This window comes from Irregularibacter muris, assembly GCF_024622505.1.
GTDB classification, from domain to species: Bacteria; Bacillota; Clostridia; order Eubacteriales; family Garciellaceae; genus Irregularibacter; species Irregularibacter muris.
In genome coordinates, this window is sequence record NZ_JANKAS010000004.1 from 1 (window position 1) to 13,109 (window position 13,109).

Here is a 13,109-nt window from a genome sequence, read left to right on the forward strand (position 1 = left end):
ATTTTCTAGACAAGCTACTTCCATGGAACCCACAGGTTCAGGCAGCATGCAAGTCGAAATAATAGATAATAATGGCGGCCATTTGGCCGCCATTATTTATTGGTACATGTTATTAAAAGACGCTTACGTTTATTTTCCCTTCTCTATAGTATAATCATAAAAAAGGTAATCGGATTCGCAAAATGCGATTGCCACCTAGTGATCAATTTTTACTTAATCACTCTGCGGCCAGGCAGGGTGATTATTTTTTTCCTTGTTTGTTATCCCTTACAGATGAACAATTAAGGTGGAAATCACACCTGCTTGTATCCGATTACCTTGTATCTATTTTATCAAACATTATAATCACTTACTGGGATTTCTCTTATAAATATTGTGCATTAAATCTTCATTTTATAAGAACTTAAACGGTCTATAACCTCTGATCAGGTAGATTAAATTCTTGGTATTCCCAATGAATTTACAAAACTCAAAATCCAGTGATAGCGATATCGTCTTATTACTATAATTATTAATGCTTTATTCATTTGCAAAACGATAGCCCACACCGACCTCTGTTAAAATGAAACGGGGTTTAGATTTGTCCTTCTCTATCTTACGTCTAAGATTTGCCATGAAAACACGAATTGTTGTGGAATCACCTATTTCACCATAGCCCCAAACTTCCTTTAAAATATAATTGTGAGTTAAAACCTTACCTTTGTTGGCTACAAGTAATGTCAATAGTTTGTATTCAATAGGTGTAAGATGTATTTCCTTATTATCTATCAAAACTAATCGTTTTTCATAATCTATTGTTAAATAGTCTAACTGAAATTTTTCATTATTGTCGGCTTTTGCTGCCTTTTTTAATTTCCGCTGTATAACTCGAATACGTGCCAATAGCTCTCCCATATAAAATGGCTTTGTAATATAATCATCAGCACCCTCATCCAATGCTATAATTTTTTCCTTTTCCTGCCCTCTTGCTGATACTACTAGTATTGGGACTTCTGATATCATGCGAATGGATTTAATAATCTCAATACCATCAATATCCGGTAGTCCTAAATCAAGCAAAATAATATCTGGATGATTACTATAAAAAAGGGAAATCCCCTTTATGCCTGTACTAGCAGTTTCAAAGGCATAGCCATTTGTTTTTAAAGAAAGAGAAATAAAGTTTAATATATACTTGTCATCCTCAATGATTAATATCTTTGGATTTTCCATTATCTTTCCTCCATTAGGGGTAGTGTAAATGTAAATAATGCTCCTCCTTCTACTGCCCTACTAGCAGATATTGTACCACCATGTGCCTCAACAATGGCCTTGCATATGGTCAATCCCAGTCCCATTCCTCTTTTACCATCTATAATTTTGTTAGAAGAAGTTACAAAACTATCAAACAATGAGTTTTCAATATTCTTATCAATACCTTTACCACTATCTGCTACTTCAAAGATTACCGACTGTCCCTTTGCATATACTCGTAAAAAAATACTTTCATTATCTTGTGTATGTTTTATTGCATTATCTATTAAGTTAATGAGTACCTGGACAATAAGCTTTCCATCAATATAGAGGGCAATGACCTCATCAGGTATAGAAACAGAAATTTTCTTTGTTTTTGCAATATGATATATGTGGTCCATTGCCTCATATATAATATCGTCAACTACTTCATAAGACTTATCCAATACTAGCTTTCCTTCATCAATTCGAGTCATGTTTAAAATATTTATAACAATTTTATTTAGCCAAAGAGCCTCATCTTTTATATCATTTACCAGTTTATCTATATTCGACTTTTCTAGCTGCTCTAAATTATCAAGGATGACATCACTCGCTCCAACAATACCTGTCAATGGAGTTCTAAGATCATGGGAGATTGCCCTTAATAAATTGCTACGCATTTTTTCTCTTTCCATAGCAATACGTATATTTTCACGTTCATTATAAATAAACTCCCTATCAAGGGATAATCCCATTTGGATGACAACTGTCTTAATTAGGAGTTCATGCTCTAAGGCGAAATTTTCTTTACAATACACTACCTGCATTACTCCCAATTGCTTGGTTAAGCCTTGAATGGGGATTTCCATAATATTCATTTTATCAGTGGAAAATTCTCTCCCTTCATCGGTATAGACTTCTTTTGATTCTAAGATTACCCTGCTATTAAAATGAGTATTGTGATAAATATAATTAATGCCCTCTAGGATAATATTCTTTTTCCCAGTAATGTGTAAAAAACTTTCTGTGATTTTATATAGAAGCCTCGCAGTATGTTCATTCTGTTTAGCAATTAATAGTTGTTTTTGGAATCTTTTTGTCATGGTGTCCGATATTAACGATGCTCCTAAAAATGCAATCATTAATATAATATCATTGGTGTTATAAGTCACAAGGGTATGAATGGGTTCTGTAAAATAATAATTAAATATAAATACACTAATAATAGAAGCTAGCATACCATAAAAATACCCCTTTGTAACAATGGCTACAACTAAAACACTCACCAAAAATAACATAATAATACTTTCTTTACCAATACCAAAGTTACCCAGAAACAATGATAATATTGTGGAAAGGGTTATTAGTAAAATTAATTTCACCATATAAATCAGGTGAATATACTTAGTTCTATTGATAAAAATCACCCCCGTAAAACTATTCTATCACCATTATCCTATTTATAATTTTTTCATAAGACACATTAGATCCGCTCTATTTCCTGCAATGATTAGATGCTCTTCATTCTTAAAAATATAATCTGCATCAGGAAGTGGGGATACCTTATTATTTATCTTAATAGCAAGTATATTAATATTATATCTACTTCGTACATCTACATTAGCAATAGTTTTACCAATCCATAAACTTAGAGGAGGTATTTCAATAATAGAGTATTCAGACGTTAATTCAATATAATCAAATACATGATTAGCACTCAATCTTAAAGCGGTTTTATTCGCACTCTCCTTCTCGGGATATACAACTTCATCAGCCCCATTGCGTAGAAGAAATTTTTCATGAATTTCTCTGTTTACCTTTGCAATGACATATTGGGCACCTAATTCTTTTAATTGATAAGTTATCTCAATAGAAGATTGAAAGTTAGACCCAATACAAACAAAGCAAATATCAAAATTGGAAACACCTAAAGAACGTAAAACTTCCAAATTGGTGCAGTCTCCTATTTGAGCACTTGTTACAATAGAGACTAAATCATTTAATTTCTCCTCAGATCGATCTACAATCATTACCTCATTACCTAGTTCTGAAAATTTATGTGCTAAGTATCTGCCAAATCGACCTATTCCTATTATTAATACTGATTTCTTTTTCATGAACATAGCGTTTTTCCTTTCCATAGTGTTATTAATTAACCTATAGTTATTTTTTCCACAGGGCTTTTTGTAAGTACAGTGTTTGTATGATTAGAAATTGCCATAATCACAGCAAGGCTACCTATTCTCCCACAAAACATCAATACAATAATCATCATTTTGGATGCAATATCCAAACTACTTGTTATGCCAGTGGACATTCCAACAGTTCCAATTGCTGAAAAAACTTCAAAGACGATATCCCTTAAATCTAATTCAGGTTGATTAAAGCTAATAAACAGCATAGCCAAAAGTGCCACTGATAAATAGATAGTAATAATACTAGAGGATTGCTTCAATACACCTCTCTCTAATCTGCGACCAAATATGTTCAAATCTTCTGACTGCCTTATTAAAGATACTACTGAAAGAATGGAAACTACAAAAGTTGTCGTCTTAATACCGCCAGCTGTTGAACCAGAGCTACCACCAATTATCATAAGTATCATAGTGAGAAGTTTTGATCCCTCTGATAACGAGGCGATATCCACTGTATTAAATCCCGCTGTTCTAGGCGTTATAACTTGAAATAGAGATGAAAGTGCCCGCTCTTTTATTCCAACATCTTCTAACACATTGTTCATTTCCATAAAATAAAATATAATAACCGAACATACTATCAGTAAAAATGTTGTACATAGGACAATCTTGGAATGTAGTTGATACTTCTTAAATTTATACTTATGCTTATAAATATCTTCCCAAACAATAAATCCAATACCTCCTATAACTATCAAAAACATGATAACAAGATTGATCAGGGTATCATTGCTATACCTAGTTAATGATGAGTACTTACTATATCGTCCCATTAAATCAAAACCTGCATTACAAAAAGCCGATACTGAGTGAAAAACACCATTATATATGCCAGCTGCCATTCCCATTTCATAACTAAATTTAATGGAAAGTATAATGGCTCCTATACCCTCCATAAGAAAAGTCCCAATCAATATATGCTTTGTTAATCGTACAACACCACCTATGTGTACAGAATTTACAGATTCTTTTAAAAATCCTCTCTCTTTAATTCCTATTTTTTTACGTAGAGCTAGCAAAAACATAGTTGCAATAATCATAAAACCTAAACCACCAACTTGTATAAGTGCTAATATGACTATCTGACCAAATACTGAAAAATGACTATAGGTATCATACACTACTAAGCCGGTAACACAAGTTGCAGATGCAGAGGTGAATAAGGCATTAATAAATGGTATAAACTCACCATCTCTCGATGAAATTGGCAATGACAATAGTATTGCCCCAATAATTATAATTAAAAAAAAGCCTAGAACACTTAACTTTGGATAAGATAGATTAAATTTCTTTTTTAACTGCATTTTCTATTGTCTCCTTCATAATGTTCAAAAGTTTGTCTATTTCGTCAGTGTATAACAATACTTTGTCAAAATTAAACTCCCTATATATCTTTAAATTATTTTTATTGTTGCATAGTATGATAATATGTGGGATCCCGTAAACTTTCAATCCAATAGAGCTAACCATTAAATTATCTACATCATTTAAAGACAGTGCAAGTAAATACATATATCTATAGTCCTTACTAATATAATGGATATCTATTATATTTTCATATAAATATTTTTGGGAATCACAATAATTCTTTACATGCTTTGATAAAGCATTATCCCCATAAATTAATATTACTATTTCCTTATCTTCATTATCGGACAAATATTGATAAGGGTGATACTCATCTGGTATGAGAAAATTACTCTCTATAAATTTATCAATTCTATCCATAATATAATATCCAAAAAGTAAGAAAGCAATAACGAAGAAAACTATTATCAAAGTCACAGGATTCATCTCCCTTCGATAATAGTTTAAATCTATAGATATAAGATTTGTGTTAATATTTTATATTTGGTGTTAATATTGTGTTAATATGTAAAAACTATAGAAAACAATAGTTTATATGCTTGTCTCTTTAAAATTATCTTTAAAAATTTGATTTAAAAATTCAATATCCTCTTCATTTAATTTATAATACTTATTTAAACCAAATTGCAAGAAACTTCTACTTAAAACCTGATTTCTAAACTTATCCCCAAATAGTGTGGGATCATATCTATCCTCTTTTTTCAATTTCCACTTCTTATTTAAAACTTTTTACTACTATTTTCCTATCCCATGGTGAAGCTTTTTATAACTTTTCCTCTTTCTTACAAACCTTTTCTTTATCCATATTCTAGCATAAAGATTTATGTTGTATCGGAGTTTGTTGTAAATAATAGTGGCTTTTGTAAAACAATAAAAACTCCCCATACTACTGTTTTCTAGTGGCTAACCATTATGAAATATATTATGCTTTATCTGCCTTTTTCCAAAAATACTTATATATCGTCTTTAGCCATTTACCTAAAAGGAATATTATACTTCCACCTGAAACAACGTAGGGAAGATAGACGCCCTCATCATAATAGATAGAATGATCTACATTATAAACATACAATACCATAAGGGGAATAAGCAGTAAGTCTAAGCTATTATGAAGAAGTTTAGCTGTTTTTTCTTTTAGCCTCGGTTTAGATATAGCCTCATATAAAAGACCATTTAAAATAAATAAAAATATAAACACAGATCCATAGTCATTCATATATAACCTCTCCGATATCACTTTTCACCATATTTTTCTTCTAAAGAATTCCATAAATCTTCTATAAATTTCTGATCTATTTCTCCCTTAGTGATTTTATAATAATAACTACCATCGCTGATAATCTTCTTATTGTTTTTATAGACTGCAATTCCCCCTAAAAAATCTCCTTCATAAAGTTCAACAACATATCCTTCCTCAAAATCTTTAACTTTAGCTTCCTCATTTTTTAGCATACGTCTCACTTTTAAAGGTTTTAAATGTTTTTTTACTTCATTAACTTTTTCTTCATCCTTAGTTCTTCCATAAATATCCCCATCATCAATGGAGACTGAGACAACCTTAGCTCTATCTATCCTCAGATCGAATAAGCTGTTCATGCTTTTTACTCTATAAGTATTCACCCAACGAACTCCAAACATAGATAATATTAGAATATAGATAATAATTCGTGTCCTAGGATTTTCATAACGTTTTGGCATAAATACACACCTCCTGTAAAAGATAATCATTTTTTCTTGTATTTGAAATCATTATCTTCTTCCATTCCCCATACCGTACCACTTCTTCATTGTTAATATATAAACAAATTTATCAAACAAAGACAGCAAAATAATAAGAATATTGTAAATATTTTCTATTTATATTCTATCATAAATAGCTTAAATCTTGCGGGTTTTGTCACAAATAATAGTAGTTTTGTAGTAAACTAAGATTTTTTGGTTTTTGCATCATATCTCGACTAAGATTTTATAGTGAAAAAATAGAGCAGATTGGTGAATATTTCTGCTCAGGTTAGTCTATCTATAACTATTATCCAGATTTTTTTCAAAATTTAGTCTATTTCCCCTTATCTATGGTATAATAAAAGGAAAGGTAATCGGATTCGCAAAATGCGATTGCCACGATGAGCTTATTTTACTTAATCACTCTGCATGGCCGTGCAGGGTGATTATTTTTCCTTATTTGCTATCCTTTAACAGATTAACAATTAAGGAGATTAGCGATAGAGTGAATACACCAAAGGTTATCATTAAAGATATGGCTTCGTATGTACTCATACCGCACCACCTCCTTTCACTAGAAAGTAAGATGGCAATTTCACTCTGCTTCTATCCGATTACCTTGTAATTATTTTATATGGATGTTTATTATATTGGTCTGCAAACCCAGTCTTTCTTTTAATTCATCACTGACTTCTAATTTTAAATCTGTATTTCCAGGGAGGTTTTCAAATTCATAGACGAATGCTGTTACCACAGTTCCATCAAGACGTCTAATATCCTTTGGTTTAATATCTAGTATTTTTAAATGTTCAAAGTATTCTCCGCTAATATCTCCCTGGGTATAGATTTCTTTAGGTAGTCCTGCGGATATAGACAGTCTTTCAGAATATAGTATTTCAAAGTCTTTTTTGTCAATCACTATCTTTCCATCTGATGGAACAGGTTGTTCATCAATTTCTAGGCTATAATGCCATTCACTTTTTGCTAATTCTATAAATTCATCCTTATCTAAATATTTTATTGCTTTATCAATGAACTTCTGATAAGTATCTCTTTCTTCTTCAAAATTTTTAACTGTTATTTCATATTCATGGTTTTTTTCTTCTAGCTTTTCAATTTTATGCTCATACCTTTTAATTTGCTTTTGCAAATTTTCAACCTCTAAATTATCCTCATGCTTCTTTGCTTGATTGGTGCATCCTACAAGACTAAGTGTAATAAATAGCATTGTACATACTAAAAATAAGAATACTACTATCCTTTTCATCGTTCTCCCCTTTTCTATAATTACCTCATCTCATTACCATCTTATCATAATATTCCCACTATTCAGCTTTTTGTAATAAACGATACTGGTTTTTGTCATAAACCAAGTTTTTTCTTTTTTAGCCATATATCATCTAAAATTTTATTTTTAAAACCTTTTTCTTAAAACACCATTTGTATATTCTTTTAAAAAGAGAGACGACGTTTTTTTAAAACCGTCGTCTGGAAAATAAAGTATAATTTTATCGCATGAAAAGGATACTGTAGGGTAAGGGCTTTTTGTTACTGTCTGGCAGTTGCATTTTTTAATAATGTTTCTCTTTTAAAGGTAACTTAATTTCGAATTTTGTGTATTCATGTGCCTTACTTGAAACGTCTATTGAACCATTGTGTAAATCAACTATTTCCTTAACAATTGCCATATCTAATTTAGTTTCATTAGAATTTTTTTCAGTAGTTATTCCTCTATAGTACCGATCAAATAAGTGTTCTAAATCATTTTCATTAATTCCTTTTCTGTTATCTTGGATACTTATAACGACATTCTCATTAGCCGATTTGACTTTTATTATAACTTTTATTGCATTCTCATTATGAGTTACTGCATTACTTAAAACCTTTAGAAATGCTCTTTTAAGTAAACTTGAATCGCCATTAATGAGAATTTTTTCTTCATCAAAAATACATTCAAAGTGATTTTGAAATTGTTGGGACATATTTGCTACTTCTGCGACTATCTATCGAATTAGTTCATTTAAATCAACAAGAGTATTATCAATTGGTACTTCATGAGATTCTTCCATGTGAAAAGCCAGACCTAAATCATTTAGGAGGTTTTCCAAATGTACGGTTGTATTAGAAGGTGAATTCAATGGAAATTCTACTAAAAGGTATTAAGTTAACTTCTTATATATTAGGCAAACTTTTAAAAGTAAATTCCATGTTAACTTTTTTGGTTTCTCTTTAATCGCTTCTTTGATATTTTCCATAGTGTTTTTCCTCTCTATCTAGGTGTAAAATGTTATTGAATTTAAAATATATAAAAAGAGTATTATCAGATAGTTTTTAAATTTCCCTGATAGTGTCATTTAAATCATCTTTAAATATGGTCTGAATGCTACTATGAATTGCAAGCAACATACCAAGTAGGGTGATCCCAAACACCAATATAATTGGAATATAATTAATATTTGCTAATAGTTCTTTCAATCCAAATCCAAAGTTATAATTACTTCTATAAACACGTGCTATGACGGCTACAATGAATACTGCAATATAAGCTATCAGTGTCTTTGTAAAAAGAAGTCGACTTTCAGATAAAATCATTTTCTTTATTTGTTTTTCTGTCATACCGACAGTAGTGAGAAGTTGAAATTCTCTTTTTCTAGCCCTAAGATTCCCATGAAAACTATTGTATGCATTGGACAATGCAATAATCAGAAAAATAATCTGAATACCTGCGTTCAAAAGATGTTCATTTCTTATTATTTCATTATCACTAGCTTCTGTTAGTAGAGTAGTGCTTATAGAATAATCTGATTCTGGAATGAATGATGATATAATACGTTCACTTTCATCTGATACTCTAGCTAAATCCTGATTTGCTTTGAACTGTATGGTATAGTAATTTACAGGGTCTGCTTCATCATTAAATTTTTCCAGGTTATTCATAGCGGTAAAAATATATACTCCGCTGTCACCATGTTCATCTAATTCATAAGGAAAAGTATCGATAAACCCACCAATGGGCACATTTGCAGACTTACCCTCGATGTCATATCCGACAACGATATTTTTATCATCTTTCTCGGTCAAAGGGATATACTCTCTAAATGTATAAGGAACGAAATTACTTTTAGGTGTCTTATTTAAAAGAACATACCCGATATCATTATCCAAGTTATTTTCTTTGAGAATATTCTGATAATCATTATCTGATAATCCATATAGCCTCAAATACATGTTATTACTGCTTTTTTTGCCTTTAGTAAAAGCACCCGACAACTCCTCAGAAGCAAAATTCTCATTATCCTCTAAAAGAAAATTGAAGTCTTTATACCCATAAACATGTAACTCATCAATGCCTTTTACATCATTGATTTTACTTATCATTTCATCCTCTAATTTAGAAGATGTGAAAATATCTGAAGTAAAATGATAGGGGTTATTAAATTGGTCGTATTCCATGTTTAATGCTCTATATGACTGTGAAACCAGTGTGACTGTTATAGCCATAGCTGAAATAATCATAGCCAAAATAATTGTTCTATAGGTAGATTTATAAGACTTAAAGTAATCTCTTGCTAATGATATTTCAATTTGTCCACCAATTTTAGAAGCCCCGTATTTATTTTTTTTATCTTTTCTACCATTTAGTCCTTCTATAATACGCAATTTTGCACTTTTTCTAGATGGTATCAATGCTGAAAAATAAACAGTAAGTAATGACAAAATGATAATCAAAATGATGGGTGATACAGATATTCCAATAAAATGAAAATCATAAGCCCGCATTTTCGCACCAAATAAGTCAGATAGATTTTTGTTGCTAATAGAATTATTCAACCAAACCAAATACATAAGAAGATTAGCAACACCGTAAGAAATCACTGTACCAGCTAAAATTGGTGTCACAGAAAGTCTTAAAACTTTAAGTCGTACCATTTTTTTCACTTGTTTCTCGGTCATTCCTACACTTTTGAGCAACGCAAGTTCTTTAATATCTCGACTATTCCATACATTAAAAGCACCGTATATCATTACGGCAAAAAGAATCGTTAATAGAAAACAAAGACTATAAGTTTCAATGACATCAACCACAACACTTTTAGGAGGAATAAGTCCTGATGGATAAATCATTTTATATTCTAAAATACCTGTATTATAGGATAATCTTCCAGAATTCTCAGCTTCAGATTCATTAATCTGAAATTCATTTAACATTTGTCTTGTGAGCGTATAGGTATCTCTTGGAGAGTCATACCATAAATATGCTCGCACACCTGCATTATTTTGAAGCAAATTCTCTTTTGTTTGATTTTCTAAGTAACCGAAGAGAATGGAATCCTCAAAACTATATCCATATCCATAATCATTGTATTCGCCAACAATAATGTAGTTTCTATCACCGAATTTTAATTCTGACCCAATTGTATATGTGTTATTCTTTACTAAGAAACGGGATGGAACAATCAGTTCCCCTTCCTTGGTTGGCTTTTTTCCTTGAATAATCTCAAAATCTTGCGTATTCCAGTAATCTGGACTTTTTTCATAAATCACTTCATTCATACCTGTTTCAATAATTTTATCAAATTCAACGTGGTTTATCTCTTTATGAGTTGTCAAATAATCATAGATTGGTTCATCAATTTCTGAAAATGAGACGTGATAGTCTCCAATCATGGATTTAATATTATTATAGTCATCAGCTTTGAATGACCCCATAATGAACACAATTGTACCAAGCAATATCACAGCCATAAGAATAGAAAATCTAGTTGCCAATGTATCCTTTTTATTATTTTTAATTGCAGAACTTGAAAGTTCATTAATAATCTTCATATTAATCTCCTTCCCTCATTACTTGCAATTTGCCATCGATCATCTTATATACCTTATCACAAGAATTTGCGACTTTTTCATCATGAGTAATAATCATGATGGTTGACATGAAACGTTTATTTACAAGCCTGAATAAAGCTGTTATTTCTTCTGAATTTTTCCTATCTAAGTTCCCTGTAGGTTCATCAGCTAAAATGATGGCAGGTCTCGTAATCAGACTTCTTGCAATGGCAACTCGCTGTTGTTCTCCCCCTGAGAGTTGCTTGGGGTAACGGTTTAATTTATCCTCTATACCTAACGTGGATATAATTTCATTAAAATATCCTTTATCTTCTCTTCGAGAATCCAGTAATAGTGGAAGTAGAATATTTTTTCTAACGGTTATATTAGGAATTAAATTAAAGAATTGATAGATAACACCAATATTTCTTCTTCTAAAAACAGTTAAATCTTCTTTGCTTAATTTTGTAATATTTTTATCTTGGATAAAGATATCCCCACTTGTTGGTGTATCTACGCCAGCTAATAAATGAAGAAACGTTGATTTTCCCGACCCACTATCACCAATAATTGAAACGAAATCTCCTTTTTCCATTTGAAAATTCACATCAGTTAAGACAGTAACAGGAACTGTGGAATCATATGTTTTCGTTAAATCGTTTGCTTTTACAAGACTCATAATGAAATCCCTCCTAAATTTATACATTAAAAATATCATAGCTATGTGACTGCAATGTGACTCAACATAAATTCCTAAAAAATAAGTTAATAATTTCAAATCAAAAAAATTGACAGACACAAGGGCTGTCAATCTATTCTTATAAACTGTATTATTTGTTTGTATATACAATTAAAGGATAAATTCTCTATTTATAAAATCTCAACTCAAAATAATTCGAATTCTTTTCCCTAAAATACAATAAATCTCCATTTTGTTTTTCCATAATTGATTTTGCCATTGGAAGCCCAATCCCAAACCCTTTCGTCTTGGGATTGGACTTATAAAATCGTGTATAATATTTCTGTAACATCTTGTCAGATATCCCTTCACTATAATCTCTAACAAGTATACTTTGATGGATATTTGATGTTTTTAACTCTATTTCAATACCTTTTTCTTCCGAAGCTTCTAGACCATTTTTAATTATGTTAAATACGGCTTCATATACCCATTGTTCGTCACGAAATAAAGTAAAGTCATCACCTTTTATAACTACTGGAAGATTATCTTTTGCAAAAAATGATTCTAAACTTGTTTTAATTTCTATGAGCAATTCTTTTACACTAAACACTTCATTTCTCATTGGCACTAAACCAGAATCCAAAGACGCCATTTTAAGAAGGATATCGGTTAATTGATATAATCTATTCACATCATTTCTGATATACCTTGCGTATTCATCTACATTCGTTGGCTCTTCGTTTATTAAATCCAACATAAGCAATATACCTGTTAAGGGTGTTTTGATTTGATGAGCTATATCCTCTACGTATGTTTTTAAAGTATCTCTGTTCTTTGTAGCTTCTGCAGCTACTTGTCTTTTCTCAATAACAGTTTTTACAATCTCGTCCCTTAATCGTCCAAACTCATCATCAATAACTTCATAATTGTCTGTATCTGCATCTAATGTATTTAATAATTCAAATACACTATGTATTTTTTTATTGATCATTTTATCTTGTCTAATATCATTTAATTTAATCAATATAAATAGAACTACATTCACAATAAAAAGCCCAAATGCGGTGACTATATCAAATCTCGGACTAATGAAAACAACA

General features: G+C 30.8%; 14 protein-coding genes. All 14 read right to left on the reverse strand.

The genetic code is table 11. The features are described from left to right. Window positions 1-519: 519 nt before the first annotated feature. Window positions 520-1,212 carry a response regulator gene (locus NSA47_RS05660; RefSeq protein WP_257529949.1) on the reverse strand — a complete coding sequence of 231 codons (693 nt, stop codon included), beginning with the start codon at window positions 1,210-1,212 and terminating at the stop codon, window positions 520-522. Then, window positions 1,212-2,600, reverse strand: coding sequence for a sensor histidine kinase (locus NSA47_RS05665; protein ID WP_257529950.1), 1,389 nt, complete (start codon window positions 2,598-2,600; stop codon window positions 1,212-1,214). The genes NSA47_RS05660 and NSA47_RS05665 overlap by 1 nt, the downstream gene beginning before the upstream one ends. A gap of 75 nt (window positions 2,601-2,675) precedes the next feature. After that, window positions 2,676-3,356 carry a potassium channel family protein gene (locus tag NSA47_RS05670; protein WP_257529951.1) on the reverse strand — a complete coding sequence of 227 codons (681 nt, stop codon included), beginning with the start codon at window positions 3,354-3,356 and terminating at the stop codon, window positions 2,676-2,678. A gap of 11 nt (window positions 3,357-3,367) precedes the next feature. Then, entirely contained in the window at window positions 3,368-4,714 is a 1,347-nt protein-coding gene (locus NSA47_RS05675; RefSeq protein ID WP_257529952.1) for a TrkH family potassium uptake protein, read from the reverse strand. After that, window positions 4,692-5,195: a hypothetical protein gene (locus tag NSA47_RS05680; RefSeq protein WP_257529953.1), complete on the reverse strand. Its 504-nt coding sequence runs from the start codon at window positions 5,193-5,195 to the stop codon at window positions 4,692-4,694. Before NSA47_RS05680 ends, NSA47_RS05675 begins: the two co-directional genes overlap by 23 nt. A 114-nt stretch (window positions 5,196-5,309) precedes the next feature. Continuing rightward, the gene (locus NSA47_RS05685) at window positions 5,310-5,483 is read right to left on the reverse strand and encodes a hypothetical protein (RefSeq protein WP_257529954.1); all 174 of its coding nucleotides are present in this window, start codon (window positions 5,481-5,483) and stop codon (window positions 5,310-5,312) included. Between the two features lie 217 nt (window positions 5,484-5,700). Beyond that, window positions 5,701-5,994, reverse strand: a complete 294-nt coding sequence (locus NSA47_RS05690; RefSeq protein ID WP_257529955.1) for a hypothetical protein — start codon at window positions 5,992-5,994, stop codon at window positions 5,701-5,703. 17 nt (window positions 5,995-6,011) lie between these two features. Beyond that, window positions 6,012-6,476: a hypothetical protein gene (locus NSA47_RS05695; RefSeq protein ID WP_257529956.1), complete on the reverse strand. Its 465-nt coding sequence runs from the start codon at window positions 6,474-6,476 to the stop codon at window positions 6,012-6,014. A gap of 480 nt (window positions 6,477-6,956) precedes the next feature. After that, on the reverse strand, window positions 6,957-7,055 hold the full coding sequence (locus NSA47_RS05700) for a putative holin-like toxin (protein ID WP_257529957.1): 99 nt from the start codon (window positions 7,053-7,055) through the stop codon (window positions 6,957-6,959). Window positions 7,056-7,125: 70 nt separating this feature from the next. Beyond that, a complete protein-coding gene (locus tag NSA47_RS05705; protein WP_257529958.1) occupies window positions 7,126-7,767 on the reverse strand; it encodes a hypothetical protein in 642 nt (213 codons plus the stop codon). A gap of 304 nt (window positions 7,768-8,071) precedes the next feature. Then, complete coding sequence (locus NSA47_RS05710; protein WP_257529959.1) at window positions 8,072-8,482, reverse strand: sensor histidine kinase; 411 nt, start codon at window positions 8,480-8,482, stop codon at window positions 8,072-8,074. A gap of 349 nt (window positions 8,483-8,831) precedes the next feature. After that, window positions 8,832-11,327: an ABC transporter permease gene (locus NSA47_RS05715; RefSeq protein WP_257529960.1), complete on the reverse strand. Its 2,496-nt coding sequence runs from the start codon at window positions 11,325-11,327 to the stop codon at window positions 8,832-8,834. A 1-nt stretch (window position 11,328) separates the two neighbouring features. Next, entirely contained in the window at window positions 11,329-12,006 is a 678-nt protein-coding gene (locus tag NSA47_RS05720; protein ID WP_257529961.1) for an ABC transporter ATP-binding protein, read from the reverse strand. A gap of 187 nt (window positions 12,007-12,193) precedes the next feature. Further along, window positions 12,194-13,054 carry a sensor histidine kinase gene (locus tag NSA47_RS05725; RefSeq protein WP_257529962.1) on the reverse strand — a complete coding sequence of 287 codons (861 nt, stop codon included), beginning with the start codon at window positions 13,052-13,054 and terminating at the stop codon, window positions 12,194-12,196. Window positions 13,055-13,109: the final 55 nt, after the last annotated feature.

Excerpts from the sequence above, each read along its gene's own strand:
- NSA47_RS05660 (WP_257529949.1), bottom strand. The coding sequence starts at position 1,212 with ATGGAAAATCCAAAGATATTAATCATTGAGGATGACAAGTATATATTA.
- NSA47_RS05665 (WP_257529950.1), bottom strand. The coding sequence starts at position 2,600 with ATGGTGAAATTAATTTTACTAATAACCCTTTCCACAATATTATCATTG.
- NSA47_RS05670 (WP_257529951.1), bottom strand. The coding sequence starts at position 3,356 with ATGGAAAGGAAAAACGCTATGTTCATGAAAAAGAAATCAGTATTAATA.
- NSA47_RS05675 (WP_257529952.1), bottom strand. The coding sequence starts at position 4,714 with ATGCAGTTAAAAAAGAAATTTAATCTATCTTATCCAAAGTTAAGTGTT.
- NSA47_RS05690 (WP_257529955.1), bottom strand. The coding sequence starts at position 5,994 with ATGAATGACTATGGATCTGTGTTTATATTTTTATTTATTTTAAATGGT.
- NSA47_RS05695 (WP_257529956.1), bottom strand. The coding sequence starts at position 6,476 with ATGCCAAAACGTTATGAAAATCCTAGGACACGAATTATTATCTATATT.
- NSA47_RS05700 (WP_257529957.1), bottom strand. The coding sequence starts at position 7,055 with ATGAGTACATACGAAGCCATATCTTTAATGATAACCTTTGGTGTATTC.
- NSA47_RS05705 (WP_257529958.1), bottom strand. The coding sequence starts at position 7,767 with ATGAAAAGGATAGTAGTATTCTTATTTTTAGTATGTACAATGCTATTT.
- NSA47_RS05710 (WP_257529959.1), bottom strand. The coding sequence starts at position 8,482 with ATGTCCCAACAATTTCAAAATCACTTTGAATGTATTTTTGATGAAGAA.
- NSA47_RS05715 (WP_257529960.1), bottom strand. The coding sequence starts at position 11,327 with ATGAAGATTATTAATGAACTTTCAAGTTCTGCAATTAAAAATAATAAA.
- NSA47_RS05720 (WP_257529961.1), bottom strand. The coding sequence starts at position 12,006 with ATGAGTCTTGTAAAAGCAAACGATTTAACGAAAACATATGATTCCACA.